The organism is Delftia sp. WSY_10 (genome assembly GCF_043104705.1).
GTDB lineage: Bacteria > Pseudomonadota > Gammaproteobacteria > Burkholderiales > Burkholderiaceae_C > Comamonas > Comamonas tsuruhatensis.
On sequence record NZ_JBICKY010000056.1, the window covers coordinates 189,278 to 214,131 of the forward strand.

The window sequence follows — 24,854 nt, forward strand, 5'->3', positions numbered from 1 at the left end:
CTCAGGCCTTGATCCCCAGCTTGTCCACCAATTGCTTGAACACCGCGTTGTCGCGGTCGATCACGGCCTTGAATTCGGGCTGGTCCAGGTAGCCCTCGCCCATGTTCTGCTTGGCCATGGTTTCGCGCAGGACGGGGTCCTTGAGGGTCAGGGCCATGGCCTTGCGCAGGGTCTGGACCACGGCGTCGGGCGTGTTGCGGGGCACGGCCAGGCCGCGCCAGCCGCCGATGAGCAGGTCGATGCCGCGCTCCTTGAGCGTGGGCACGGCTTCCCAGCCGGCCTGTATGCGCTGCTCGGCCATGATGGCCAGCGGGCGGATCTTGCCGGCCGCCACATAGGTGGCCACCTCCACGGGCGTGACGGCCACGGCCTCGATGTGGCCGCCCAGCAGGTCGAGCACGGCGGGGTTGGCGCCGCGGTAGGGCGCGTGGTTGAACTTCACGCCCGCCTTGTCCTGCAGCGCGGCGGCGGCCAGGTGGCCCAGCGAGCCCGGGCCGGCATTGCCGATGCGCACCGCGGCCTCGTCCTTGCGCGCGGCGGCGATCAGTTCCTCGATGCTGCGATAGGGCGAGTCGGCACGCACGGCGATGGTGGCGGGGTCGGCGTTCAGGCGGGCCACGGGCAGCAGGGCGTCGGAGCTGATCTTGGTCAGCCCCATGTGCGGGATCATGGTCAGCTCGACGGTGATGATGCCGATCTTGTAGCCATCCGGCCGGGCATTGGCCAGTTCGGTCCAGCCCACGGCGCCGCTGGCGCCTGCGCGGTTGAGCACGATCAGGTCCTGCGGCAGGTGCTTGCGCGCCACCTCGGCCAGCGCGCGTGCCAGCACGTCGGTGCCGCCGCCTGCAGCGAAGGGCACGATGAGTTCGATGGGACGCTGGGGCCAGGCGCCGGCAGGCGCTTGTGCCACGGCGGGCAGGACGGGCGCTGCGGCCAGGGCGCCGAGTGAGCGGATGAAATGGCGGCGGGATGCGGTGGTCATGTTGTCTCCGGAATCTGTTCTAAGTGTCTTTTGTCGCTGCTGCGCTTCAATCCATTTTGATTTGGGCCGCCTTGATCACGCCGCTCCACAGCGCCTGTTCCGAGCGCACGAAGCCTGCGAACTGCTGCGGCGTCATCTCCATGGGCTGTATGCCGATCTCTTCGAGCTTGGCACGCGTCTCGGGGTGGCGCAGGGCGGTGGCCAGGCTCTTGTTCAGGCGCTCGGTGAGCGCAGGGCTCAGGTGGGCGGGGCCGACAAAGCCCTGCCAGGCATAGGCTTCGAAGCCGGGCACGCCGGCCTCGGCCATGGTGGGTATGTCGGGCAGGATGGGCAGGCGCTGAGGCGTGGCCACGGCCAGCACGCGCAGCTTGCCCGCGCGGATGGCCGAGATGCTGGGCGGCAGGTCCACGAACATGGACTGGATCTGGCCGGCCATGAGGTCCTGCAGCGCCGGGGCCGAGCCCTTGTAGGCCACGTGCAGGATCTGGGTGCCCGTGCGCTGCTTGAACAGCTCCAGCGCCACGTGCAGCGGCGAGCCCGGCCCCGACGAGGCCGAGGAGATGCCGCCCGGCTCCTTGCGCGCCATGGCCAGGAATTCCTGCACGTTCTTCGCAGGGAAGGACGGATGCACGGCCAGCACCAGCGGCATGCGGCCCAGGCCGCCGATGTAGCTGAAGTCCTTGCCCGCGTCATAGCTCAGGCGCGCATACATGGCGGGGTTGAAGGCCAGCGTGCCCGAGTCGGCCGTGCCCAGCGTGTAGCCATCGGCCGGGGCGCGTGCGATCAGCGTGGCGCCGATGATGCTGGCCGCGCCGGGACGGTTGTCCACCACCACGGGCTGGCCCAGGTCCTTGCCCATCTGCACGGCCAGCTGGCGCGCGATCACGTCGGTGGTGCCGCCCGGTGCGTAGGGCACCACCCATTTGACGGGCTGGGTGGGCCAGGCTGGCGCACTCTGGGAGGACGGGGCTGGGGCGGATTGCGCCTGGGCGGTGCCCATGCCCAGCGTCAGCAGGGCGCAGGAAAGCCAGGCCTTGCGGTGCAGGGCCATTGGGTTGAACAGCATTTTTTTGTCTCCGGTGGTTTTTATGGGTGTCTGTTGCGCCGTGCGTCAGCGCGGCCGCAGCATCCATTCATGCGCGGGGTCGTTGCGAAAGGCCCAGCGCCGCTCGGGCCCGGCCATGGTGTTGAGGTAGTAGAGGTCGTAGCCGTGCGGGGCCACGCAGGGGTGGTAGCCGCGCGGCACCATCACGGTGTCGCGGTGCTCCACCGCCATGGCTTCGTCGATGCTGCGGTCATCGGTGTAGACGCGCTGGAAGGCAAAGCCCTGGCTGGGGTTGAGCAGGTGGAAGTAGGTTTCCTCCAGCACGGTCTCGGCGTCCGGCGCGGCGGGGTCGGCGCTGTCGTGCTTGTGCGGCGGGTAGCTGGACGAGTTGCCCGCCGGCGTGATGACCTCGACCACCAGCAGGGACTCGGCCGCCTCGGTCTCGGGCAGGATGTCGCAGACATGGCGCGTGTTGCTGCCCTGGCCGCGCACGCTGCGGCGCATGCTTTCGGGGGCGATCACGCGCGTGGCGTGGCGGCCCGTGGCGGGTGCGGCGCTCAAGGCAACGTCGGCTGGGCTGCGCGCCGTGATGCGCAGGCTTTGGCCGGGCGGCACGTACACCGCCGTGGGCGCACTCTCCTCGAACACGCTGGCGCGGCTGCCCAGGGCGCTGAACGCCTGGCTGCCGACCTGCACATCCACCTGGCCGGTGAGCACGGTGATGCAGTATTCAAGCGGTCCCGTGGACAGCTCCTCCTGCTCGCCTGCCTGCAGCCTCAGGGCCTTGAAGTGGATGTGCTTCCAGCCCGCACTGGCCGGCGTGATGTCGGTGACGATGCGGCCGGGCGCGGCCTTGACGAGCAGGCTCATGCTGCAGCTCCTTCGGTGATGTCCTGGGAGGTTTCCACGCGGCTGGCATCCCAGCCGGCGATCAGCGCACGGAAGTTGGCGGCGACGGCATCGCGCAGGCCGGCATCGTCCAGCTCGTTGCGCAGCCACTGCAGGGCCGGGCCGGCCCAGACGCTGCGGCCGATCATGAAACCCTTGACCACGGGCGCCCGCGCCTGGGCAAAGCCCTGCACCAGTTGCTCCACGGGCTGGGACAGGCCCAGGATCACGGCGCCCCGGCACCAGGGGTCGCGTTCGTTCACCAGGGCGTCCAGCGCCTCCCAGTTCTCGCGCACCATGGTGCCGACCTTCCACCATTCGGGCCTGAGGCCCAGGTCGTAGAAATGGCGTATGGCGCGCAGCACGGCCTCGCCCCGGTCGTCGGGCGCCAGCGTGTCCTTTGGCGGGATCACTTCCAGCAGCAGCTCATGGCCGCTGGCGCGCGTGGCGGTCCAGACCTGCTGCAGCCAGGCATCCTGCTCGGCGCGCAGTGCGGGCGTGTCGTCGGGGTGGTAGAAGACCAGGCATTTGACGGTATGGCTTTGCGGCCAGTGCAGCAGCTCGGAAGCCAGCGAGTCCGTGCCGTCGAAGCGCAGCGGGCGCGAGCCCGGCAGCTCGATGGGCCGGCCTATCCACCAGCCGCGTCCCGTGGCGTCGTGCAGCGCGGCCTCGCCCAGGTCGTGCCGGCCGTCGATCAGCACGCCCATGCGGCCCGCATTGCCCGGATCGCGCTCGACCTGGGCGACCACCTCGTTGATCAGCCGCTTGAGCGGGCGCAGCCGCGCGGGCGCTGCGCCGGCCTCGCGCGCCAGATCGTCGAACTGGCTGCGGTGGTCATAGGCCAGCACGCACAGCGCGGGCCACTGCGGCCGCGCGCGGCTGACGCGGTGCAGGTGGGACAGCTCGGGGTCCTGATCGGGACGCGGATGGCGGTGGCCCGAGAACCAGTGCGCCAGCTCGGCCTGCGTGGGCATGGCCGGCGCGCAGCCATGGCGCGAGACCACGATGGCGCCGCAGGCGTTGGCAATCGCCGCAGATTCGGCCAGGCTCTTGCCGCGCAGCAGCCCCGACAGAAGGCCGGAGGCAAAGGCATCGCCCGCGCCCAGCACATTGAGCACTTCCACGCGTTCGCCCGGCACCGTGGGCGCATCGGCGATCGCATCGGGCACCTCGCCCTCGATCAGCGAGCAGCCCAGCGGCCCGCGCTTGACCACGAAGACGGCGCGGCTGCATTCGCGCACGCGGCGCAGGCTGGCGATCAGGTCACCCTCCACGCCGCCGGCGATCAGCCATTCCTCTTCGGTGCCGATGATGAGTTCGAACGGGCCCAGCTCGGCCTGCAGCCTGCGGCTGACCTCGGCGCTGGCGACATAGCGTGTCTCGCCGTCGCCCCGTCCGGTCAGGCCCCACAGCACGGGCCGGTAGTCGATGTCCAGCACGCGCACCAGTCCGTGGCGGCCTGCGATCTCCAGCGCCCTGCGGCTGGCGGCCAGCACGCCGGGCGCGCTCAGGTGGGTGCCCGTGATGGCCAGGCAGCGGCAGCGGGCCAGGAATTCCTCGCTGATGGCTGCGGCGTCCAGCGCCATGTCGGCGCAGTCCTCGCGGGCGAACAGCAGGGGGAAGGTCTCCTGGTCCTTGATGCCCAGCAGCACCATGCCGGTCAGGCGCCGGGCATCGACCTGCACCTGGCTGGTGTCGCAGCCCTCGCGCTGCAGCGTCTCGACCAGGAAGCGGCCGTTGTGCTCATTGCCCACGCGCGAAATCATGGCCGAGCGCAGCCCCAGGCGCGCCGTGCCGAAAGCCATGTTGCCGGAGGAGCCGCCCAGGTACTTGGCAAAGCTGCCGGCCTCCTCCAGGCTGCAGCCTATCTGCTGCGCGTACAGGTCCACGGCCAGACGGCCCAGGCAGGCCACGTCCAGCGGACGGTCGGAGGGAAAGTTCAGCATGCTCATGGTCATAGGCCCGTGCGTTGCGAGGGGCCCGGGGCGTGCGGGCCTCCCCATAATCGTTGCGTTCGTGCGATCATAGATCGAAATAGAAAATATTTTCCACAAATATGAAAAATAGAAAAACACCAGCCGATGCGGGCGCCACTGCGGCCTGCGGCCCCTACGCCGACCGCGCTGCCTTCCTGGACGTGCTGCGCCAGGGCTTCGAGGCGCTGAGCCGCCAGCTCAAGGCCATAGGCCGGCATGTGGAGATGCAGGGCGACCGCCTGGCCTTCGACGGCATCCAGGCCACGGCCGAGCAGTGCGGTGTGCAGCCTTCTGCCGTGGTGCGCTTTGCCAAGCATTTCGGGTTCTCGGGGTACTCGGAACTGCAGGCGCTGTTCCGCGCCGATGCGGCGCGCCAGCTCTCGGCCCAGCATGACTACCAGGACCGCATCCGGGGCCTGATCGCCTCGGGCAACGAACCGCGCAGCGGCGCGCGCCTGGCGCACGAGGTCATCGAAGGCAGCATCGAAAGCCTGCAGGCCCTGCAGCGCGGCCTGCCGCCCGAGCAGTTCGAGGCGGCGGTGGACCTCATGCTGGATGCCCCCTCGCTTTGGCTGGCCGCCTCGCGCCGCGCCTTCCCCGTGGGCGCCTATCTGGCCTACGCGCTGCAGCACACCGAAAAGCCCGTGCACTGGCTGCACGGCCTGGGCGCCATGCAAAAGGGCGAGCTGCGCGCGCTGTCGCCCGGCGACGTGATGCTGGCCGTCTCCTTCGAGCCCTATGCGCCCGAAACGCTGGAGGTGGTGGACGCGGCCCTGGCACGCGGCGCGCGCCTGCTGGCGCTGACCGACAGCCAGCTCAGCCCCCTGGCATCCCGCGCCACCGTCACCCTGCTGGCCCAGGACGCAGCCACTTTCGGCTTCCGCTCCCTGACCAGCACGCTGACCCTGGCGCAGTCGCTGTTCCTGGCGCTGGCCTACCGGATGGAGCTGGCGTACGAGCCTTCGGTGAAGAGGTCCTAGGCGGCAGCGTTCCGCCCAGGGCCGCTTTGTGGGGGTTCACCAATGCGCAGGCTTGCTGGCTGGTTTTTTCCGCGTCTGCACGTTCAGCGGCAACTGCGATTGCGCCAGCTCGTCGTCCCTGATGTGATGGCGAACCCAGTGCGCCAACGCCGTCAAGCGCTTGTTGGGCACTTTGCCGTCTGCTGCGGTCCTGTCGCGCAATGGCATGACCAGCCCCAGCCTGGCGGCGGGCACGTCCTCGCGCAGCATGCGCAGTGCGGGTTCCACGTCACTGTCGTTGGAGCAGATCACCAGCTGGTCGCATTCGCCACGTACTGCATCACGGTAGGCGTGCAGCGCAAGGTTCACGTCGGTCTGCTTTTCTTCGATCATCCAGACGCGCGACACGTTGTTCTTGCTCGGGTTGGCGCCCGCTTGGTAGCTCGGCAGGGATGTGGGTTCGAAGACGTGGAAGCCGTTGACGATCTGGATCAGGCCAGGGTCTCGTGCCCGCAGGGCGCGAAGGTACTGGGTCTGTGCCTGGACCGATGCCTCGCCATGCCGGGCGTACGAGGCTTTGACGGGGGCCGTGAAGTACTTGATGGCGACAACCTCTGCGCCAGGGTCTTGCGGCAGCAGGATGCGATCACGAAACAGCGCAGCAATGTCCAGCCACTTGTACGGCGTGCCCTTGAGCCGCGAGTAGTAGAGGTTGTAGCCGTCGATGTAGATGGTTGTTCTGGTCAATGTCCAAGCCACCAATGAAAAGACCACCTTGCGGTGGCCTTTTCGCCCTAAGCCTGAGCCAACTGAATGACACCGCGAAGGGATTGTGTAGCGCAATTCTAGCAACTCCTGCCATTCAAAGGCCTGGAACTGCGCCTGTTCCTGCGCCGCACGCCGTTGGACAGGCGCGCGGGTTGAGCCCCATGCGGCACTGCAGTCCCGGGGGGACCTCTTCTACCCCGCAGCCGCCGCGCGCAGCAGCCGGTCGCGCACGCCTTCCCAGTCCGGCGTGTCGGGCGGGGTCTCGATCCAGATCAGCTGGGCGCCGATCTCGTCGAAGTCGCGCAGGGCGCCGAACAGCTCGCGTGCGGTGGCGGCGGCGTCGGCGGGCATGGCGCGCAGCGTGACGGCGCGCGAGGCGGTGCGCAGCGGTGCGCGGTGGTAGACGGCCAGGTTCCTGGCGTCGGCGCCCAGCACGTCCAGCCCGGCCTGCAGCTGCCTTGCATCCATGAGCCGGACCTTGGCGTTGGGCGCGTAGTGGGCCAGCAGCGTGCCGGAGGCGCGTGGCGTGTTCTCCAGCAGCTCGTCCTTGGACAGGGGGCGCTGGCCGCAGGCGCGCTCGATATCGTCGCGCGTGATGGCGCCGGGGCGCAGCAGCACGGGCACGCCGCGCGTGCAGTCCACGATGGTCGATTCAATCCCCACTTCGCAGGCGCCGCCGTCCAGCACCAGCAGCGTGTCGCCGAACTCGTCGGCCACATGGGCCGCCGTGGTGGGGCTGACGCGGCCGAACTTGTTGGCGCTGGGCGCCGACACGCCCCAGACGGGCGGCTGCAGCTGCTGGCAGGCGGCCAGCACGGCATGGGCGACGGGATGGGAGGGGCAGCGCAGGCCCACGCTGTCCTGGCCGCCGGTCGAGGCCCGGGCGGCTTGGGGCAGGCGCGGCAGGATGAGGGTCAGCGGGCCGGGCCAGAAGGCGTCGATCAACTGCTGCGCGAACAGCGGCACTTCGCGTGCGTAGCGCGTGATGGCGCCGCTGTCGGCCACATGCACGATGAGCGGATGGTTGGGCGGCCTGCCTTTGGCGGTGAAGATCTGCGCGACGGCCGCGTCGTTGTCGGCGTCGGCCGCGAGGCCGTAGACGGTTTCCGTGGGCAGGCCCAGCAGTTCGCCGCGCTGCAGCGCCTGTGCGGCGGCCTGGACAGAGGCCGCCAGCGTTCCATCAAGAATCATCGCGCGGGCCTTCAGAACGGCTCTATACCCAGGATGGCAGCGGCCTGCAGGGCGGTGGAGCGCACGGCCTCGGGCGTGGGGCCGGTGACGTTCAGGTGGCCCATCTTGCGGCCGCGCTTGGCGTCGTGCTTGCCGTACAGGTGCAGGTGGCAGCCGGGCAGGGCCAGGACCTGGTCCCAGGCCGGCGCCTTGGCCTGTTCGCCGTCCTTGAACCACAGGTCGCCCAGCAGGTTCAGCATGATGGACGGGCTGTGCTGGCGCGGCTGCGTCAGCGGCAGGCCGGTCATGCAGCGCACCTGCAGCTCGAACTGCGAGACATCGCAGGCGTTCTGGCTGTAGTGGCCGCTGTTGTGCGGGCGCGGCGCGATCTCGTTGACCACGAGCATGCCGTCCTGCAGCACGAAGAATTCGACGCAGAGCACGCCCACGTAGTCCAGGCCGTCGGCCACGGAACGTGCGGCGGCCAGCGCCTGCTCGACCTGGGCCTGTGGCAGGTTGCCTTCGTAGACCTCGGTGACGGAGAGGATGCCCTCGCGGTGCAGGTTGCGCTGCACGGGCAGGTTGACCATGGAGCCGTCACGGCCGCGCGCCACGATGACCGAGCATTCATGGGCCAGCGGCAGCATTTTTTCCAGCACGCAGGCCACGCGGCCCAGTTGCTCCCAGGCGGTGGCCAGCTCGGCGGCGTTCTTCACGCGCACCTGGCCCTTGCCGTCGTAGCCCATGCGCGCGGTCTTGAGGATGCCGGGCAGCAGGCTGGCGTGCACGGCGGCCAGCTGGGCCGGCGTCTCGATCACCGCGTAGGGCGCGCAGGGCACGCCGCAGCGCACGAAGTGGGCCTTCTCCTGGGCGCGGTCCTGGGCAATGGCCACGGACGAGCCTGCCGGCGAGACCGGCCGCTGGGCGGCCAGCAGGTTCAGCGCCGCGGCGGGCACGTTCTCGAATTCGGTGGTGACGGCGGCCGACAGGCGCGCCAGTTCGGCCAGGCCCTGCGGGTCTTCGTAGCCGGTGCGTATGTGGTGGTGGCTCACCAGGCCCGCGGGGCTGGTCGGGTCGGCGTCGAGCACGGCCGTGAAATAGCCCATGGCCTGGGCCGACTGCACGAACATGCGGCCGAGCTGGCCGCCGCCCAGAACGCCCAGGGTGGCGCCGGGCAGGATCACTTCAGCGGCGCTCATGCGGCCACCGAGGGAAGCGTCATGGCACGCGCGGCGGCGGTCTGCTCGGCGCGGAAGGCTTCGAGCTTCGCCCGCAGGGCCGGGTCCTCATTGGCCAGCAGGGCCACGGCGAACAGGGCCGCATTGGCCGCGCCGGCCGCGCCGATGGCAAAGGTGGCCACGGGCACGCCCTTGGGCATCTGCACGATGGAGTGCAGCGAGTCCACGCCCTGCAGGTGGCGGCTGGCCACCGGCACGCCGAGCACGGGCACCACGGTCTTGGCGGCGATCATGCCGGGCAGGTGGGCGGCGCCGCCGGCGCCCGCGATGATGGCCTTCAGGCCCCGGCCGGCGGCGGCTTCGGCATAGGCGAACATGTCGTCGGGCATGCGGTGGGCCGAGACGACCTGGGCTTCATGGGCGATGCCAAATTGCTGAAGAATGGCAACTGCGTGCTGCATGGTCTCCCAGTCGCTGCTGGAGCCCATGACCACACCGATCTGGATGGAGTTCATGTCGTGAGGGCGCCTGCGGCCCGGCCTAGTGGAACCCGCGATTTTACTTTTTTAGTCCGGATCGGCCCGCATCCCCCTGCAAATCACCGCACAGCCGTGTGCTGCTCGCGCGCAAAACCCAGCACACGCTGGCGAAACACATGGGCCAGCCAGGCCAGGGCCATCGCCACCTGCACGGCCAGCGACAGCCACATGCCGCTGGTGACGGGCTTGGTCAGGCCGGCTGCCAGCGGCTGGGCCAGCATGGCGGCATCGGCCCCGGCAAGGCCAAAGGCCAGCAGCGGCAGCACGATGTTGACCAGCAGCCAGGTGACGGCGAACGCGGCCAGCGGCGACTTGATGCGCCCGGCCAGCAGGGAAAAGCCCGTGGCCAGCGCGGCATCACGCAGCAACTGCGCCGTTGCCAGTGCCGCCAACTGGGCTGTACCGGGCAGGATGGGCTGGCCGCCTGCGGGCCACAGCAGCCACAGCGCACAGGCCAGCACGGCCAGCAGCCAGCTCACAGGCCACAGCGGCAGGGCCTCGAGCGCGCCACGCCAGCGCCCCTGCAACACGCACCATTGCACCTGGCGCCAGCTGCGCAGGCCTTCGTCCATGCCGTGCAGGCAGACATAGGCCGTGCCCGCCAGCGCCAGCCCCGTGGTCCATGCGAAGAAGGAGGCCGGGCCGGGGCCCTGCAACTGCATTGCATCGAGGTGCATGCCGCCAAAGGCCAGGCCCGCCACGCACAGGCCCAGCGGCCAGGCCCAGGGCAGGGTGCGCACATCCAGCCGCGTGCACAGCAGCCGCCACAGGGCCAGCAGGCCCAGCCCCAGCGCGATGGCGCCGAACAGGTAGATGGCGCCGCGCCCGTGCAGCGGTACGGACCACCACAGCACAGGGCGGCCTTCTTCGCGGCCCAGCTGCTCGGTCAACCGGCCCAGGATGGGGCCGGGCAGCACCATCACGAACAGTAGCGGCACCAGCACGAAGCGGATGCGGCGCGCGGGCTGCTCCTTCGGCCCCCAGCCCATGAGCACGGAGTGCATGCTCCAGGCCTGCAGGGCCAGGCCCCACAGCACGGCCTGCAGCACGGCGTGCACGCCCCAGGCCAGCCCGCCCGGCTGGCCTGCCGAGGTGGCCAGCACTGCCAGCGCGCACCACAGCATGTACAGCCAGGCCGGCAGCGGGGCGCCCAGCAGCTTGCCCCAGGCCATCTGCCAGGGCGTGAGGGCTGACAGGCGCTGCCAGTCCCAGGTGTGCTGGCGCGCTTCCTCGTTGAGGCCGCGCCCGGCCAGCACGCTGCCCAGGCCGGCCGCGGCGATCCACATGCCGACCAGGGCGGCGATCAGCAGCGTGTGCAGGCGGCGGTCGGGCTGGACCAGGGCCATTGGCGTGGCCAGCAGCAAGGCGGTGAGCAGCAGGCTCCAGCCCAGCTGGGACGGCCGCCAGTTGAGCCAGAGCTGGCGCTGGAATTCGGGGTTGTGCGTCATGGCTGCTCCGCAGGCGTGGGGGTTGCTGCGTTCTGCAGGCCGCGCGCATAGCGGTCCTGCAGGCGCTCGCGCACCGGGGCCAGGCTGGCCACGGGCAGGCCGGTACCGACCAGGCGGGCCAGCAGATCGGCGCGCTCGCGCGGCAGGGTGGGCAGCCACAGCTGCAGGTGCACCAGGCCCTGGTCATCGGGCGGCGGCACAGGGGTGTCGGGAAGGACCAGATGCAGCTGCCGTGCCAGCGACCCGGCCGAGGCACCCGGGGGCGGCGCCAGCTCCAGCGCGTACAGTGCCAGCGGGGCATCGTCGCCGGCGGCAGGTGCCTTGATGCCGCCGTGCAGGGCCTCGTGGCTTTCCACGCGGCCGCCGCGCAGGCTCAGGATGTGGGTGCAGTACTCGTCCAGTTCGCTGAGGATGTGGCTGGAGACGATCAGGGTCATGCCCTGGGCCTGCAGCGCACGCATCAGCCGGGACAGGCTGGCGCGTGCCTCGGGGTCCAGACCGCTGGCCGGCTCGTCCAGCAGCAGCACGCGCGGCTGGTGGACGATGGCCTGGCCGATGGCCACGCGCTGGCGCTGGCCGCGAGACAGCTCGGTGGGAAGGCGCTCCAGCAGGTCGGCCAGGCCCAGCTGCCCGGCCACGTGCGCCACGCGCTGCGGCGCCTCGGACGGGGGCACGCCCATGGACAGGGCTGCGTACTGCAGGCAGCGCCGCACGCTCAGGCGGTCATAGAGGCCGAAGAAATCCGACAGATAGCCCAGGTGCCGGTGCACTTCGCGGGGCTGCTCCTGCACGGCAATGCCATGCACCTCGACCTGGCCCGACAGCGGCTGGTCCAGCCCGGCGATGCAGCGCATCAGCGTGGATTTTCCGGCGCCGTTGGGGCCTACCAGGGCCGTGACGGTGCCTGCGGCGATATGGACGCTGACGCCGTCCAGCGCGCGGTGGCCAGGGTACTCGAACACCAGCTGCGAAACCTTGATCAAGGCGAGCCCTCCCTCATTGTGTTGATGGCAGGCCGCAATGGCGGCTCAGCGCGCCAATATAGCCCAGCGCTGCCGCGCCTCGTCCCCGGCCGGGCGGCTTGAAATGCACGCAGCCGGCTCCCAACTGGGGTGGTTGCCGTCCATGGCGCCCACGCCATGGAATTGCTGGAGAATCACACGGTCCGCATCGGAGGCATCCGGCCGCCGAACTCCGAACCGCCACAGTTCGCGCGCCCTGGCCGCGCGCCTTGCCACAGGGTCTGATCACATGATTGATGTCACCATTGAGAATTTCGAAGCCGAAGTCGTCGCCGCCTCCATGCAGGTGCCGGTGCTCGTCGACTTCTGGGCGCCCTGGTGCGGCCCGTGCAAGACGCTGGGCCCCATCCTGGAAAAGCTGGAAGTGGCCTACGAAGGCCGCTTCAAGCTGGTCAAGATCGATTCCGACCAGGAGCAGCAGCTGGCCGGCATGTTCGGCATCCGCTCCATCCCGACCTGCATCCTGATGATGGGCGGCCGGCCCGTGGACGGCTTCATGGGCGCCCAGCCCGAAGGCAAGCTGCGCGAGTTCCTGGACAAGCACCTGCCCTCCGAAGGCGAGCTGGCGGCCGAGGCCGAAGCCGACGAGGCCCACCAGCTGCTGGAAGCCGGCGACACGCAGGCCGCCCTGCAAAAGCTGGCCGACGCCCTGGCCGCCGACCCGGCCAACGACGATGCGCGCTTCGACTACGTGCGCCTGCTGATCGCCACGGGCGGCTACGAAGAGGCCGGCGCCCTGCTGACCGAGCCGCTCAAGCGCATTCCCCAGCCCACGCGCTTCGAGGCGCTCAACCAATGGCTGCAGTGCATGCTCTTCGTGCACAACGACGATCGCGGCAACTGGGAGTTTGCCCAGTTCGATGCCGTCATCGCACAGAACAAGCGCGACTTCGACACCCGCTTCGGCAAGGCCCAGGCCCTGGCCGCCGAAGGCCAGTGGGCAGCCAGCATGGACGAGCTGCTGGAAATCATCATGCGCGACAAGGAATGGAACGGCCAGGCCGCGCGCAAGCTCTATGTGGGCATCCTGGAGCTGCTCACACCCCCGAAGCCCAAGAAGCAGGACGCCATCCCCGGCAAGAGCAGCGGCGGCATCGAGCTGCTGGGCAAGGGCGCGGCCGAGCAGGACGAGGCCACGCAGCTGGTCAACGGCTACCGCCGCAAGCTCAGCATGGCGCTGAACTGAGTCCGGCCGCGCGCCGGTGAAGAGACGGGAGCCTTGCGGCTCCCTTTTTTCATGGCGAGGGCTCAGGGTGCAACCGGCTCCTCGGCCGCATGCGCGCGGTGCAGCAACTGCACGAAGCCGGGCGCATCCGGCAGATGCACCTCGGCCAGGCGCCTGACCGCAATGCCGGGGGACCATGAATTCATCACCACGGCGCCGGCCATGTCGGGCAGGTCGGCCAGGGTCAGAACGGCCTCGCGCTGCGCCACGCCCATGCGCTGCAGCTGGCGGCGCAGCATGGACTCGGTCGTGCCCGGCAGCACCTGGGCGCGCGGCCAGACCACGGCATCTCCATCCCAGAAGGCCAGGTTCCAGATGGTGGCCTCGCCAATACGGCCGTGGCGATCGGCAAAGGCGGCATCGTCAAAGCCCTGGGCTACGGCGCGACGCAGCAGATGCGTCTTCGCCACCTCGCCCACATGCTTGAGGTGGGGCAGCATGCGTTCATGCTCGAACAGCGCCAGGCTCAAGGGCCCGGCAGGGCCCGAGGCGGGTGCCGAGGTCCGCACCAGCATGCGCGGCCGCGCATCGGCGGCCGTGAATTCACCGGCAGGCGAGTACACCGTGGCGGTCAGCGACACATCCTGCGGACCACCGGCAAGCGCCGCCCTCAGCTGTGCCTGGACATGGTCATCGGACAAGGCCTGGCCGTACAGCTCCAGCGAGGCCTGGCGCAGACGCTGCAGATGCAGGTCCAGCCCGCGCAGCCGGCCGCCGCGCACCTGCATGGCCGTGAAATGGGCATGGCCTGCAAAGGCCAGGGCGGCGAGTTCGGCCGCCGTAGCGGGCTGCCCATCGATAAGGCTGGTGAAGAAAGAGGCGGTTTCCATGGATTCATCCATCAACAAGTTTTCTTGATTGTTCGATGGCGCTTCCAAAAGAGGAAGCAAGCAGTATTCGATGCTCCATCAAGAAAAATTTGAAGATCCATGCGCCAGCTTCCACCGGGCACACGCGCCCTGCGCAGCTTCGAGGCCGCAGGGCGCCACTTGAACTTCACGCGTGCGGCCGACGAACTGGGGCTGACCCCGGCGGCGGTCAGCCACCAGATCAAGGAGATGGAGGAACAGCTGGGCCTCGTCCTCTTCACGCGCAACAGCCGCAGCATGCAGCTCACGCCCGCAGGCAGCGTGCTGCTGGAGGCCACGGCCGAGGCGCTGGGCCTGCTGCGGCGCGCCACCGCCCGGGCGCGCCAGCTGGCCCGGGGCGAGACGCGGCTGCGCCTGTCGCTGGGCGCGCGCTTTGCCACGCAGTGGCTGCTGCCCCGGCTGCCGCGCTTTCGCGCCGCGCATCCGCAGATCGAACTGAGCTTTGACATCAGCGACGAGGTGCGCGACTTCGACGCCGATGACATTGATGCCGCCATCCGCTTCGGCACCGGCCGTGATGCGCACACCCTGGCGGTGCGCCTGTTCGACGCCAGGGTGATCCCCGTCTGCAGCCCGGCCCTGCTGCAGTCCGGCCCGCCGCTGGCGCGGCCCGTTGACCTGCTGGCGCACACGCTGTGCCATGTCGATTGCAGGGTGGACGGCCAGGTCTGGCCGAACTGGCCGATGTGGATGGCGGCGGCCGGCGTGGAGGGCCTGGACGCAGGCCGCTGCATCGCCTTCACCGACTCCAGCCATGTCGTGCAGGCCGTGCTGGACGGCGGCGCCGTGGGCCTGGTCGAGCAGGACCTGGTGGCCGAAGACCTGGCCCGCGGCCGCCTGGTGCGCCTGTTCGACATCGCCGTGGGCCTGGGCCCGGCCTATGCCTACCACCTGCTCTACCCCCGGCGCAGCCAGGGCCAGCCGGCCATCGAGGCGCTGCGTGCGTGGGTGCTGCAGGAGGCCGGGCTGGCAGGAGACGGGCTGCTGCCCGCCTGAGCCTGCGATTCAGGTGTTCGCAGGCTTGATCCTCTGGAACTGGAACCAGCCCTGGTTGAGAAACACGGGCAGCAGCGGCACCAGATAAAAGACGGTGGCGTCCAGGAAAGGTGACCCCGCGGCCTCCTTGTGCGGCGCACCGCCAAGGAGTGCGTGGATCGCAGCGGGATCGCGCCAGTACATCCCGGCCCAGATCAGCCACAGGCCCAGCATCGCCAAGCCGAGCCAGCCGCGCCAGGCGGACTTCGGCTGGTCGGGTATCAGGGCGGTCGCTGCGTTGTCGAAGCAGAGACTGCTGAACAGGGATACAGCGGCCATGGCACAGGCCGTCAGAGGGATCTGCCACGCACGATATTCGGGGACGATGGCCACCATCGACATGCAAAGTACAGCAGCCAAGAAATGGGGGGATTGTTCCGAGCCCAGCACCATCAGCCGGTAGGGCAGTGCGATTGTGCGGCGCAGCAATGCCAGCGAGAGTACGAGTATTTCCTGCAGGCTCGAACTGCGCCGCTGCTGCTTGCGCAGAACGACCGACTGCCTGAATCCATGCCATGCCTGCTCCATGCGGTCACCGTGCAGCGTGTACGCGATGGCACAGACCAGAAACCAGGTTGCGCCGACCAGGGCTCCGGTCCAGGGCATGCCCTTGAACCATGGCAGGGCCTGCACGGCCAGGGCGCACCACAGCAGCAGAGGCGGCAAGGCCTTGCCAGCCGGGCTGGCGGGCAGCAGCGCCAGCCAGTAGGCAACCAGCACCAGCATCACGGCCACGAAGAGCAGCGGCGTGCTGTCCACCGAGGTGAAGAGCACGGGCCACATGCGGGCCTCCCATATGCCGAAAATGGCCGTCGCCGTCACCATGAGCGCCACGGCAGTCCAGACCATCGCCAGCATCCTGTTGCGGCTGAGTCGCCCCTTCCACAGTGCCGCGTGCTGGGCGTGCTTGACGTGCAGCACCCCGCGGTAGGCGTAGCCGGCCATCACGAACGTGCCATACCCGATGAGGAGCACCGCCATGAGTCGGACCCACCAGGGCTCATGGGCATATTCGCTCCAGGACATCAGCACGGACGAGAGAAAGACCACCAGGGCAGTCCGGAAGGCGCAGCCCATTTCCATGGCGTGGTCGGCAAGTGAATGCAGCGGCGGCTTCGGGACGCCGAGCGCATAGCGCTGCCCCGGGCTGAGTTCGTTCCATAGGCGGGCAAGCCGGCTGGGGGCGAGCATCGCCAGCAGGTAGATGCGCCACTTTGCAAGCTGCTGCACCAGTTGCCCGAACAGCGCGATTTGGCCGTAGTACTGCCTGAAGGCAGGATCGGGGTAGAAACGGGATTCCAGTTGGTCCAGTTGCTCCCGCAAGGCGGTGGCGCGGGCATGCCCCATCCATTGCCAGGCGCGGAAATCCGTCTCCCAGGCGAAATACTCCGACAGGGCGCGCGCAAATGCCGGCGGAAGCTCGGGCACCTCGATCACCAACTGCGCAAACCAGTTGCAGGCGTCAGGACGCTGTGACAGGGGCAGCTTGTCCAGCTCCCGCCGCAGATTGGGCCAGCCGTTCAGCAGTGCATCAGGCCCTGCCTGTTTGAGGTAGTTGAGCGTTTCGTGCGCCAGATCCCTGGGCGGGATGAAGGCGGCTTCCTGTGCCTGGGGTTCTGCTGCGTCCGTGTTGCCGGGCAGAGGTTGAGTCCCGGGGCCCGGGACCGGCTCCGACAGCGGTGCAGGCTCTTGTTCCTGCTGCGCAGACCTGGCACTGGATACCTGCTCAACTGCAGCCATGCTCGGCATCTGCGTATCGCCCGTGGCCGGTCGCCTGGCGTGCTGCAGGGCCAGGTCATAGGCCTCGCGCAGTGATTGATAGGCGGCCGCATCGTCATCGGGCCGCGTGTGCTTGAGCCTGGATGCGTAGGCCTTCTTGATGGCCGGCAGGTCGGTCGTGGCTTCAATGCCCAGTACTTGCCAGAAGCTCATAGCACGAAGCCCTTGTCGATGCTGTCCAGGTACTTCCTGAACTCGCCGCGCCACTGGCGGATCTGCTGCTCGTCCTGGCTGTCGAGAATGGCTTCGAAACGCGCCAGCGCGTGACCTATGTCCTGTCGCGCAGGGCCCAGCCTGTCTTCGTACAGCCGCTTGGCCCGGGCGACCAGATAAGCGTTTTCCTGTTTGTCGCGCGGATGGATCTTGAGTGCGCGCAGCTTGAGCAGGGCCTCCTGGATCTGCTCGTCGCTCAGGACATGATCGCTGCGCTTGATCAGCGTGCTGGTGGTCTGGCCGGTTGCCGGAATATGCCCTTCCACTTCGAGCAGACCATTGACGTCATAGGTGAAGCGGATATTGATGCTGATCTCGCCGCGTCCCTTCGCCGGTATCTCGACCTCCAGATCGCCGAGTTTCAGGTTCTCTGTGCCAATGGGTGACTCGCCCTGGCGCACGTCGATGACGATGCGCGTCTGTCCATCCTGAACGGTGCTGTAGGTCTGGACACGCGATACCGGCACCGGCGTATTGCGTTCGATGATGGGTGAAAAGCGGTCGCTGTAATGCCGTCCATCGATATTTTCCGAACTCACGACTCCCAGCGAATAAGGCATCACATCGGTCAACACGATTTCGCTGAGTGCGGCATTGCGTGATTTGAGGCCGGCCTGAATGGCTGCGCCGTGTGCAATCGTTTCATCGGGATGGATGGTGCGCAGCGGCAGTCGGCCGAACAGGCGCGTGACCAACTGGCGGACCATGGGCATGCGGCTGGCGCCCCCGACCAGTACCACTTCGTCCAGATTGGCGATGTCCAATTGCGCATCGAGCATGGCGCGTTCCAGCGGCCTGCGCAGTCGCTGCAGCAGGTCTGCGCAGCGGTTTTCATAGTCGGCACGGCTGAGCGTCAATGCATGCGGCGTCTCCTGGTAGGTAAACCGCATTTCAGTCGACTCGCTCTCGCTGAGGTCGCGTTTGGCCTGTTCAGCGGCATGCCAGAGCCCCCCGTCCGAAGACAGGGTCTCCCGCGGAACGCTGCGCAGGGCAGGCGTCTGCTCAATGAACCAATCCACCAATACCTGCGCGAAGTCCTCGCCGCCCAGGCGCGTGTCCCCGGCGCTGGCGCGCACTTCCACCACGCCTTCGAAGTACTCGAGCACGGAAACGTCAAAGGTGCCGCCGCCCAGATCGAACACCAGAAAGGTCGAGTGATCCGGCCTTTCCTTCAGGCCATAGGCGAGGCCCGCTGCCGTGGGCTCGTTGAGCAGCCGTTCCACCTTGATACCTGCCAATTGGCCAGCCGCCTGCGTGGCTTTGCGCTGCACATCGTTGAAATAGGCCGGCACGGTAATGACTGCCTCGGTCACGGGTTCGCCCAGATAGGCTTGCGCATCCGCCACCAGTGCGCCAATGACCAGCGCGCTCAACTCCTCGGCGCGCAGACGCTTGGGCCCCAGCACAACCGTGTGGTCCGTGCCCATCCAGCGTTTGAACGCCATGGCCGATTGTTGGGGATGCGTGGTAACACGTTCCCGGGCCGCCAGGCCCACCAGAATGGCACCATCGTCCGAAATGCTGATGGCCGACGGAGTCAGGAAATGGCCCAGCGAATTGGGTATGAGTTCGGTCTTGCCATCGCGATAAATGCTGATCAGGCTATTGGTGGTGCCCAGATCGATTCCAACTAGCATTGCACTCCCTCTCAATGATGTGGGGAGGCATTTTGTCCGATGTTATAGGCCCCGACTATGGGATTTCGAGGGCTGGGCTGCCGCGATCAAAGAGTGTCGGCAAATCGCATCAACCCGCGCACCACGGCCTGCACGGCCGGGTCTTGTTGTGCGGCGCTGCGGCAGGCCAGACCCAGCGGGCGTGTCAGGGCGGGACTCAGCCCGCGCTGCTGAAGGGTGCGGCTGACGGCGTCCATGGGCTCCTCGCGTGGCAGGACGGTAGGACCGTGGCCTGCGGCGACCAGGGCGCGTATACCTTCGGGATAACTCATCTCCATGCGCGGCTGGGGCAGCAGGCCGGCCTGGGCAAACCATTGCGACAGCAGGCGGTGCATCTGGGTGCCGGCGGCAAAGCCTATCCAGGGCTGGGCGTTGAGCCATTCGGGCGTGATCTGGTCGGGCAGCGGCATCTGCGGCGGCGCGAACAGCTCCATGGGGTCGTTGCGCCAGGCCAGCACCTCGAGCCCCGCAGCCACGGGCTGGGGCAGACCGACCAGGGCCAGGTCCAGGCTGCCGGCCGCCAGGCGCTGCATGGCCTGGGCCGAGCTCACGACTTCCAGGCGCAGCTCCACGCTCGGTGCGTGCTCGGCCAGCCATTGCAGCAGTTCGGGCAGCAGCAGGGGGCTGACGCCGGCCGAGGCGCCTATGCGCACGCTGGCGCCAAAGCCCTCGGCACGCTTGCGCACCTGGCGCAGCAGGGATTCGCTGTCTGCCAGCAGGCGGCGTCCGCCTTCGGCCAGCAGTTCGCCCGCAGGCGTCAGCTGCGCCTGGCGCTTGCCGCGCACCAGCAGCGGTGTGTCCAGGCGCGCTTCCAGCTCCTGGATGTGCAGGCTGACGGCAGGCGGCGACAGGTGCAGGGCCTGGGCCGCGGCGGCCAGGGTACCCAGGTCGGCCACGGCCACCAGGGTCTGGAGCTGGTCGAGGTTCAGGCGTCGCATCAGGTTTCCTGAAGATAAGGTTCCGAAGATTCGACTTTATCTAATCTGGGTGCGAATCCATCATCCCGTCCCGTATCAGGAACGAGGCCATGGAATGGAATTGAGCAATGCGGTGCTGGCCGCGGCCCTGGGGGCCGCGCTGATGAATGCGGGATGGAACAGCGCCATCAAGCTGGGCGGCGACAAGATGGTCGCCATGGCGCTGACCACGGGGCTTGCCAGCCTGTGGTCGCTGCTGGTGCTTCCCTGGCTGGACTGGCGTGCGGCGGCGCTGTGGGACGCATCGGTGTGGTGGTGGCTGGCGGCTTCGGTGGCCGTGCACACCGTCTACCACTTCGTGCTGCCGCGCGCCTACCAGCATGGCGAGTTCGGCGTGGTCTACCCGGTGGCACGTGGCAGTGCGCCGCTGTTCGTGACGCTGGGCGCGGCGCTGCTGGCCGGTGAGTGGCCGGGCGCGACCGGGCTGGCCGGCGTGCTGTGCCTGTCGCTGGGCGTGCTGGCGCTGTCGTTGCGCAGCGGCGCGGCCAGCGGTTATTTCGGCAGCGGCCATGCGCTGGCCACGGGCGCCATGATTGCCTGCTACACGGTCATCGACGGGCTGGGTGCGCGCGCATCCGGCTCCGCGCTGCTCTATGCGGCCCTGCTCACGCTGGGCGATGGCCTGGCCACGGTGCTGATCGTTGCCTGGCGGCGCGGCCCCGCCGTGCTGCGCGCCGATGCACGCACCTGGCGCCTGTGTGCCCTGGCCGCCGCCATGCAGCTGAGCGCCAGCTGGATGGCGACCTGGGCGCTGTCGCAGGCGCCCATGGGGCTTGTGTCTGCACTGCGTGAAAGCAGCGTGCTGTTTGCAGGCTGGATTGCCGCCTGGCTGATGCGCGAGCGCCTGGGCCGCGTGCGCATGCTGGCCTCGGCCCTGGTGTTCGGCGGCATCGTGCTGGTGCGCTGGGGCGGTTGATCCGCCCGGCGCCAACGTCCGCTGCGTGCTCAGCCGTGGCTGATGCGCGTGCCCAGCAGGGACAGGAACTGTGCGATCCAGGCCGGATGGGCCGGCCAGGCGGGGGCGCTGACCAGGTTGCCTTCGGTGTGCGCCTGGTCCACGCCGATGTCGGCGTAGGTGCCGCCGGCCAGTTCGACCTCGGCACGGCAGGCCGGGTAGGCCGAGCAGGTGCGGCCCTTGAGCACGCCGGCGCCGGCCAGCAGCTGGGCGCCATGGCAGACGGCGGCCACGGGCTTGTTGTTGTCGAAGAAGTGGCGCACGGCGGCGCGCACGGCATCGTAGTTGCGCAGGTATTCGGGGCCGCGTCCGCCGGGGATCACCAGGGCGTCGTACTGCTCGGGCTTGATGTCGGCGAAGCTGGCGTTGAGCGTGAAGTTGTGGCCGGGCTTTTCGCTGTAGGTCTGGGCGCCCTCGAAATCATGGATGGCCGTCTTGATGTGGTCCCCCGCCTTCTTGTCGGGGCAGACCGCGTGCACCGTGTGTCCCACGGCCTGCAGGGCCTGGAACGGGACCATGGTTTCGTAGTCCTCGCAGTAGTCTCCGCAGATCATCAGAATCTTCTTGCCGGCCATGTGCTTGCTCCTTCGAAAAAAGTCAGAGGGAACAAGCATTGTGGCAGTGTCGGTGACGCCGGCGTGACCGGCTGCAGAAACGGGCCCGCGCAATGAAAAAGAGAGCCGAAGCTCTCTTTTGCGGGGACAGGCAGGCGGCAGCTCAGGCCGTCAGGCGCTGCAGCGCTTCGCGGTACTTGGCGGCCGTCTTCTCGGTCACCTCCTGGGGCAGGCGGGGCGCCGGGGCGCTCTTGTCCCAGGGCTTGCCGTTGACCTGGGCCTGCTCCAGCCAGTCGCGCACGAACTGCTTGTCGTAGCTGGGCGGGTTCTCGCCCTTGGCCAGCGCCTGGGCATAGCCTTCCACGGGCCAGTAGCGCGAGCTGTCGGGCGTGAGCACCTCGTCCATCAGCACCAGTTCGCCGTTTTCGTCCAGGCCGAATTCGAACTTGGTGTCGGCAATGATCATGCCCTTTTCGAGGGCGATGGCCGCAGCTTCCTTGTAGATGCGGATGGCTGTATCGCGGATCTGGGAGGCCAGCTTCTCGCCGACCATCTCCACCGTGCGCTCGTAGGTGATGTTCTCGTCATGGTCGCCCATCTCGGCCTTGGCGGCCGGCGTGTAGATGGGCTCGGGCAGCTTGGCGGCGTTGGTCAGGCCTTCGGGCAGGGGAACGCCGCAGACCGAGCGCGATTCCTGGTATTCCTTCCACCCGCTGCCGGCCAGGTAGCCGCGCACCACGGCCTCGATCAGCACGGGCTTGAGGCGCTTGACCAGCATGGAGCGGCCCGTGACCTGGGGCACTTCGGCGGGCGTGACCACGGATTCGGGCGCTTCGCCGGTCAGGTGGTTGGGGCAGATGTGGCCGAGCTTGTCGAACCAGAACAGCGCCATCTGCGTCAGCAGCTCGCCCTTGCCGGGGATGGGCTCGCCCATGATCACGTCAAAGGCCGAGAGGCGGTCCGAGGCCACCATCAGGATGCGGTCATCGCCCACGGCATAGTTGTCGCGCACCTTGCCGCGCGCGAGCAGCGGCAGCGAGGCAATGTTGGAAGTGTGCAGGGCGGAGGGACGGGACTGGGTGGTCATGTGAGGCAAGGGGCAATCTGGCAAAGAGGCTGCAGGGGCCGGAGGGCTGCAAGCGGCACGCGCAGGAGCGCGATTCTACCCAACGGCGCCTCACGGTGACGGACGGCCTGTGGCCACCCCCACCCCAGGGGCGCAGCCTGGCAAACCCGCCGATTGTGCGCCCAATCGCATGGCGCGCAAAACCCGCCTCCAAGGCCCTGCACCGTCCTGCGCTATCGGCTTGCGGCGTTGCTTTTGACCCGACCCGGGCGCATAGTGGATTCGCAAGCAAACGAATGCGCATTCCGGCCTGCAAGCACCTGTCCCGGCGGATCGTCCCCCGGTGGACCGGGCTGTTTCCATCCAGAGCAAGGAGTGTTTAGATATGAATCTGACGATTAGTGGGCATCACCTGGAGGTCACTCCCTCGCTGCGCAGTTACGTCATGGCCAAGCTCGAACGCATTCTTCGACACTTTGACCAGGTGGTGGATGTCAAGGTCTTGCTGACCGTTCATAACCAGAAGGAGAAGGAAAAGCGCCAACGTGCCGGTTGCACGCTGCGCGTCAAGGGCCAGGATCTCTTTGTCGAAACCTCTCACTTCGACCTTTATGCCGCCGTCGACGCGCTGGCTGACAAGCTGGACCGCCTCGTGGTGCGCTACAAGACCCGCCAGCAGGGCAGCCGCTACGGCACGGCCAAGCGGCTCGATGATGCTGGACTGACCCTGGCGTCAGTCGGGTGACAGGTAAGGCGCCGGCCCTGTGCGGGCGCTTACAATACCTGCGTTTTTGTGGCTGATGTGCCACGCACGACCACCGCCCTTCGGGGCGGTTTTTGATGGGGGTCAGGGTTTCCCCACGGTTTCCGGCACTGCGGTGCATAATTGTTTCCCGAACCATGAACCGTCTTGCCTCCATCCTGCCCGCCGCTCAAGTGCTCGTGAGCGTCGACGTCACCAGCAAAAAGCGCGCTTTCGAAGAAGCAGGTCTGCTATTCGAGAGCCTGCATGGCCTGTCCCGCGCACTCATCACCGACAGCCTCTTCGCGCGTGAACGCCTGGGCTCGACGGGGCTGGGCCATGGCGTGGCCATTCCCCACGGTCGCATCAAGGGGCTGACCGCTCCGATGGCAGCCGTGTTCCAGCTGGACCATCCCATTGGCTTCGATGCGCCCGATGAGCAGCCTGTGGGCCTGCTGATCTTTTTGCTGGTGCCCGAAGCGGCGACGCAAAAGCATCTGGAAATCCTTTCTGAAATCGCCGAACTGCTCAGCGACAGCCAGCTGCGCGAGCGGCTGAAGTCCTGCGGCGATGCGGCCCGGCTGCATGGAATGATTGCCGGCTGGCAGTCTTCCGCCGCTCCGCTGGTCTAGACTTTCTCTTCCCCTTTTCACGGGCCTTGCCATGAGACCCAGTGCCATCAGCGCCGACGTCCTTTTCGAGGAGTTCCGCTCCAGCCTGCGCTGGGAGTGGGTGGCGGGCCTGGGGGCCTCGGAGCGCCGCTTCGACGAGATGGCCGTGCGCTCGGCGCGCTCGGGCGCCGATCTCGTCGGCTACCTGAACTACATCCATCCCTACCGGCTGCAGGTGCTGGGCGAGCGTGAGATCGCCTATCTGACCAACGCCACGCCGCAGGACTGCCAGCGCCGCGTGGCACGCATCGTCACGCTGGAGCCGCCCGTGCTGGTGCTGGCCGATGGCCAGACGGCGCCCGAGGCGCTGCTGTCCATGTGCGAGCGCGCCCACATTCCCATGTTCGCCACGCGCGAGCAGTCGGCCTTCGTGATCGATGTGCTGCGTGCCTACCTGGCCAAGCATTTCGCCGACCGCACGACCATGCATGGCGTGTTCATGGACATCCTGGGCATGGGCGTGCTGATCACGGGCGAGTCGGGCCTGGGCAAGAGCGAGCTGGGGCTGGAGCTGGTGACGCGCGGCAACGGCCTGGTGGCCGACGATGCCGTGGACCTGTACCGCATCAACCAGACCACGATCGAAGGCAAGTGCCCCGAGCTGCTGCAGAACCTGCTGGAGGTGCGCGGCATCGGCCTGCTCGATATCCGCGCCATCTTTGGCGAGACGGCCGTGCGCCGCAAGATGCGCCTCAAGCTCATCGTGCACCTGGTGCGCAAGGAAACCATGGAGCGCGAATACGAGCGGCTGCCAGCCGAGCCGCTGACGCAGGACGTGCTCGGCGTGCCCGTGCGCAAGGTGGTGATCCAGGTGGTGGCGGGCCGCAACATCGCCGTGCTGGTGGAGGCGGCCGTGCGCAATGCCATCTTGCAGCTGCGCGGCATCGACACCTACCAGGAATTCGTGCAGCGCCACCGCCGCGCCATGGAACGCGGCGACACCTTCTAGAAGTCTGCGCCGTCGCGGCGGCCGGCGGCCTGTTGCCTGGCCCCCACTGTTTTCCCCGGGATTGTTTGCGGACCGTGCGCCCATGTTTGCGCGCGGTGCGTTGTCGTTGTTTTCTCAAATAAGAATAATTCTCATTTTCTATAATTCGGGCAGATGCCGTATCCGGCC

Annotated in this window: 22 protein-coding genes and 1 pseudogene; 7 read left to right on the forward strand and 16 right to left on the reverse strand. The window is 68.0% G+C overall.

Going from position 1 to position 24,854, the window contains the following annotated elements:
* Position 1: 1 nt before the first annotated feature.
* The 4 genes from ACF8ML_RS23500 to iolC are packed head-to-tail and all read right to left on the reverse strand — an operon-like array spanning position 2 to position 4,867.
* A complete protein-coding gene (locus ACF8ML_RS23500; protein ID WP_016452035.1) occupies positions 2 to 982 on the reverse strand; it encodes a tripartite tricarboxylate transporter substrate binding protein in 981 nt (326 codons plus the stop codon).
* 46 nt (positions 983 to 1,028) lie between these two features.
* On the reverse strand, positions 1,029 to 2,048 hold the full coding sequence (locus ACF8ML_RS23505; protein WP_082145170.1) for a tripartite tricarboxylate transporter substrate binding protein: 1,020 nt from the start codon (positions 2,046 to 2,048) through the stop codon (positions 1,029 to 1,031).
* A gap of 45 nt (positions 2,049 to 2,093) precedes the next feature.
* A complete protein-coding gene (gene iolB, locus ACF8ML_RS23510; protein WP_017404006.1) occupies positions 2,094 to 2,897 on the reverse strand; it encodes a 5-deoxy-glucuronate isomerase in 804 nt (267 codons plus the stop codon).
* Positions 2,894 to 4,867 carry a 5-dehydro-2-deoxygluconokinase gene (gene iolC, locus ACF8ML_RS23515; RefSeq protein WP_047326403.1) on the reverse strand — a complete coding sequence of 658 codons (1,974 nt, stop codon included), beginning with the start codon at positions 4,865 to 4,867 and terminating at the stop codon, positions 2,894 to 2,896. Before iolC ends, iolB begins: the two co-directional genes overlap by 4 nt.
* A 104-nt stretch (positions 4,868 to 4,971) precedes the next feature.
* On the opposite strand from iolC, the gene ACF8ML_RS23520 reads away from it, so the two are divergent.
* Positions 4,972 to 5,871 (forward strand): MurR/RpiR family transcriptional regulator, encoded by a 900-nt coding sequence (locus tag ACF8ML_RS23520; RefSeq protein WP_016449125.1) that lies wholly within the window; start codon positions 4,972 to 4,974, stop codon positions 5,869 to 5,871.
* A 36-nt stretch (positions 5,872 to 5,907) separates the two neighbouring features.
* Here the strand turns inward: ACF8ML_RS23520 and ACF8ML_RS23525 are convergent, their stop codons facing one another.
* The 6 genes and pseudogenes from ACF8ML_RS23525 to ACF8ML_RS23550 form a co-directional block, all read right to left on the reverse strand.
* The gene (locus ACF8ML_RS23525) at positions 5,908 to 6,597 is read right to left on the reverse strand and encodes an NYN domain-containing protein (RefSeq protein ID WP_235434575.1); all 690 of its coding nucleotides are present in this window, start codon (positions 6,595 to 6,597) and stop codon (positions 5,908 to 5,910) included.
* Between the two features lie 213 nt (positions 6,598 to 6,810).
* A complete protein-coding gene (locus ACF8ML_RS23530; protein ID WP_047326340.1) occupies positions 6,811 to 7,809 on the reverse strand; it encodes an L-threonylcarbamoyladenylate synthase in 999 nt (332 codons plus the stop codon).
* An 11-nt stretch (positions 7,810 to 7,820) separates the two neighbouring features.
* The gene (locus ACF8ML_RS23535) at positions 7,821 to 8,987 is read right to left on the reverse strand and encodes a 5-(carboxyamino)imidazole ribonucleotide synthase (RefSeq protein WP_047326339.1); all 1,167 of its coding nucleotides are present in this window, start codon (positions 8,985 to 8,987) and stop codon (positions 7,821 to 7,823) included.
* The gene (gene purE / locus ACF8ML_RS23540) at positions 8,984 to 9,481 is read right to left on the reverse strand and encodes a 5-(carboxyamino)imidazole ribonucleotide mutase (RefSeq protein WP_016449129.1); all 498 of its coding nucleotides are present in this window, start codon (positions 9,479 to 9,481) and stop codon (positions 8,984 to 8,986) included. The genes ACF8ML_RS23535 and purE overlap by 4 nt, the downstream gene beginning before the upstream one ends.
* A gap of 83 nt (positions 9,482 to 9,564) precedes the next feature.
* Positions 9,565 to 10,953, reverse strand: coding sequence for a hypothetical protein (locus ACF8ML_RS23545; protein WP_016452028.1), 1,389 nt, complete (start codon positions 10,951 to 10,953; stop codon positions 9,565 to 9,567).
* A pseudogene (locus ACF8ML_RS23550) lies at positions 10,950 to 11,870 on the reverse strand (ABC transporter ATP-binding protein); the annotation flags it as partial. The pseudogene ACF8ML_RS23550 and the gene ACF8ML_RS23545, both read right to left, overlap by 4 nt.
* 334 nt (positions 11,871 to 12,204) lie before the next feature.
* Between ACF8ML_RS23550 and trxA the strand changes: the two are divergent.
* Entirely contained in the window at positions 12,205 to 13,161 is a 957-nt protein-coding gene (trxA, locus tag ACF8ML_RS23555) for a thioredoxin (protein WP_016449132.1), read from the forward strand.
* Between the two features lie 62 nt (positions 13,162 to 13,223).
* Here trxA and ACF8ML_RS23560 read toward each other — a convergent pair whose 3' ends face one another.
* Entirely contained in the window at positions 13,224 to 14,030 is an 807-nt protein-coding gene (locus tag ACF8ML_RS23560) for an aminotransferase class IV family protein (RefSeq protein WP_392408147.1), read from the reverse strand.
* 99 nt (positions 14,031 to 14,129) lie between these two features.
* On the opposite strand from ACF8ML_RS23560, the gene ACF8ML_RS23565 reads away from it, so the two are divergent.
* Positions 14,130 to 15,065, forward strand: a complete 936-nt coding sequence (locus tag ACF8ML_RS23565) for a LysR substrate-binding domain-containing protein (protein WP_392408148.1) — start codon at positions 14,130 to 14,132, stop codon at positions 15,063 to 15,065.
* A 9-nt stretch (positions 15,066 to 15,074) separates the two neighbouring features.
* Here the strand turns inward: ACF8ML_RS23565 and ACF8ML_RS23570 are convergent, their stop codons facing one another.
* The 3 genes from ACF8ML_RS23570 to ACF8ML_RS23580 all read right to left on the reverse strand — a co-directional run bounded on the left by ACF8ML_RS23570 (position 15,075) and on the right by ACF8ML_RS23580 (position 19,710).
* Positions 15,075 to 17,036 (reverse strand): J domain-containing protein, encoded by a 1,962-nt coding sequence (locus ACF8ML_RS23570; RefSeq protein WP_392408149.1) that lies wholly within the window; start codon positions 17,034 to 17,036, stop codon positions 15,075 to 15,077.
* The gene (locus ACF8ML_RS23575; RefSeq protein ID WP_392408150.1) at positions 17,033 to 18,733 is read right to left on the reverse strand and encodes an Hsp70 family protein; all 1,701 of its coding nucleotides are present in this window, start codon (positions 18,731 to 18,733) and stop codon (positions 17,033 to 17,035) included. The genes ACF8ML_RS23570 and ACF8ML_RS23575 overlap by 4 nt, the downstream gene beginning before the upstream one ends.
* Positions 18,734 to 18,819: 86 nt before the next feature.
* A complete protein-coding gene (locus ACF8ML_RS23580) occupies positions 18,820 to 19,710 on the reverse strand; it encodes a LysR family transcriptional regulator (RefSeq protein WP_267178261.1) in 891 nt (296 codons plus the stop codon).
* 94 nt (positions 19,711 to 19,804) lie between these two features.
* Here ACF8ML_RS23580 and ACF8ML_RS23585 point away from each other — a divergent pair, with 94 nt between their 5' ends.
* Entirely contained in the window at positions 19,805 to 20,665 is an 861-nt protein-coding gene (locus tag ACF8ML_RS23585) for a transporter (protein WP_392408151.1), read from the forward strand.
* A 29-nt stretch (positions 20,666 to 20,694) separates the two neighbouring features.
* Here ACF8ML_RS23585 and ACF8ML_RS23590 read toward each other — a convergent pair whose 3' ends face one another.
* Both ACF8ML_RS23590 and ACF8ML_RS23595 read right to left on the reverse strand, forming a co-directional pair.
* Positions 20,695 to 21,279: a DJ-1/PfpI family protein gene (locus ACF8ML_RS23590; RefSeq protein WP_016449139.1), complete on the reverse strand. Its 585-nt coding sequence runs from the start codon at positions 21,277 to 21,279 to the stop codon at positions 20,695 to 20,697.
* Between the two features lie 142 nt (positions 21,280 to 21,421).
* Entirely contained in the window at positions 21,422 to 22,345 is a 924-nt protein-coding gene (locus ACF8ML_RS23595) for a phosphoribosylaminoimidazolesuccinocarboxamide synthase (RefSeq protein WP_016449140.1), read from the reverse strand.
* A gap of 364 nt (positions 22,346 to 22,709) precedes the next feature.
* On the opposite strand from ACF8ML_RS23595, the gene hpf reads away from it, so the two are divergent.
* The 3 genes from hpf (at position 22,710) to hprK (ending at position 24,686) form a co-directional block, all read left to right on the forward strand.
* Entirely contained in the window at positions 22,710 to 23,069 is a 360-nt protein-coding gene (hpf, locus tag ACF8ML_RS23600) for a ribosome hibernation-promoting factor, HPF/YfiA family (protein WP_016449141.1), read from the forward strand.
* A gap of 155 nt (positions 23,070 to 23,224) precedes the next feature.
* Positions 23,225 to 23,698 (forward strand): PTS sugar transporter subunit IIA, encoded by a 474-nt coding sequence (locus ACF8ML_RS23605; RefSeq protein ID WP_016452020.1) that lies wholly within the window; start codon positions 23,225 to 23,227, stop codon positions 23,696 to 23,698.
* A 31-nt stretch (positions 23,699 to 23,729) separates the two neighbouring features.
* Complete coding sequence (gene hprK / locus ACF8ML_RS23610) at positions 23,730 to 24,686, forward strand: HPr(Ser) kinase/phosphatase (RefSeq protein WP_016449143.1); 957 nt, start codon at positions 23,730 to 23,732, stop codon at positions 24,684 to 24,686.
* Positions 24,687 to 24,854 lie beyond the last annotated feature (168 nt).

Bases quoted from the DNA above. Each gene is read 5' to 3' on its own strand.
- ACF8ML_RS23595 (WP_016449140.1), bottom strand. From the start codon at position 22,345: ATGACCACCCAGTCCCGTCCCTCCGCCCTGCACACTTCCAACATTGCC.
- ACF8ML_RS23535 (WP_047326339.1), bottom strand. From the start codon at position 8,987: ATGAGCGCCGCTGAAGTGATCCTGCCCGGCGCCACCCTGGGCGTTCTG.
- ACF8ML_RS23560 (WP_392408147.1), bottom strand. From the start codon at position 14,030: ATGGAAACCGCCTCTTTCTTCACCAGCCTTATCGATGGGCAGCCCGCT.
- trxA (WP_016449132.1), top strand. From the start codon at position 12,205: ATGATTGATGTCACCATTGAGAATTTCGAAGCCGAAGTCGTCGCCGCC.
- ACF8ML_RS23585 (WP_392408151.1), top strand. From the start codon at position 19,805: ATGGAATTGAGCAATGCGGTGCTGGCCGCGGCCCTGGGGGCCGCGCTG.
- ACF8ML_RS23545 (WP_016452028.1), bottom strand. From the start codon at position 10,953: ATGACGCACAACCCCGAATTCCAGCGCCAGCTCTGGCTCAACTGGCGG.
- ACF8ML_RS23505 (WP_082145170.1), bottom strand. From the start codon at position 2,048: ATGCTGTTCAACCCAATGGCCCTGCACCGCAAGGCCTGGCTTTCCTGC.
- ACF8ML_RS23590 (WP_016449139.1), bottom strand. From the start codon at position 21,279: ATGGCCGGCAAGAAGATTCTGATGATCTGCGGAGACTACTGCGAGGAC.
- ACF8ML_RS23575 (WP_392408150.1), bottom strand. From the start codon at position 18,733: ATGCTAGTTGGAATCGATCTGGGCACCACCAATAGCCTGATCAGCATT.
- iolC (WP_047326403.1), bottom strand. From the start codon at position 4,867: ATGAGCATGCTGAACTTTCCCTCCGACCGTCCGCTGGACGTGGCCTGC.
- ACF8ML_RS23605 (WP_016452020.1), top strand. From the start codon at position 23,225: ATGAACCGTCTTGCCTCCATCCTGCCCGCCGCTCAAGTGCTCGTGAGC.
- ACF8ML_RS23530 (WP_047326340.1), bottom strand. From the start codon at position 7,809: ATGATTCTTGATGGAACGCTGGCGGCCTCTGTCCAGGCCGCCGCACAG.
- ACF8ML_RS23580 (WP_267178261.1), bottom strand. From the start codon at position 19,710: ATGCGACGCCTGAACCTCGACCAGCTCCAGACCCTGGTGGCCGTGGCC.
- hpf (WP_016449141.1), top strand. From the start codon at position 22,710: ATGAATCTGACGATTAGTGGGCATCACCTGGAGGTCACTCCCTCGCTG.
- ACF8ML_RS23565 (WP_392408148.1), top strand. From the start codon at position 14,130: ATGCGCCAGCTTCCACCGGGCACACGCGCCCTGCGCAGCTTCGAGGCC.
- ACF8ML_RS23500 (WP_016452035.1), bottom strand. From the start codon at position 982: ATGACCACCGCATCCCGCCGCCATTTCATCCGCTCACTCGGCGCCCTG.
- hprK (WP_016449143.1), top strand. From the start codon at position 23,730: ATGAGACCCAGTGCCATCAGCGCCGACGTCCTTTTCGAGGAGTTCCGC.
- iolB (WP_017404006.1), bottom strand. From the start codon at position 2,897: ATGAGCCTGCTCGTCAAGGCCGCGCCCGGCCGCATCGTCACCGACATC.
- ACF8ML_RS23570 (WP_392408149.1), bottom strand. From the start codon at position 17,036: ATGAGCTTCTGGCAAGTACTGGGCATTGAAGCCACGACCGACCTGCCG.
- purE (WP_016449129.1), bottom strand. From the start codon at position 9,481: ATGAACTCCATCCAGATCGGTGTGGTCATGGGCTCCAGCAGCGACTGG.
- ACF8ML_RS23520 (WP_016449125.1), top strand. From the start codon at position 4,972: ATGAAAAATAGAAAAACACCAGCCGATGCGGGCGCCACTGCGGCCTGC.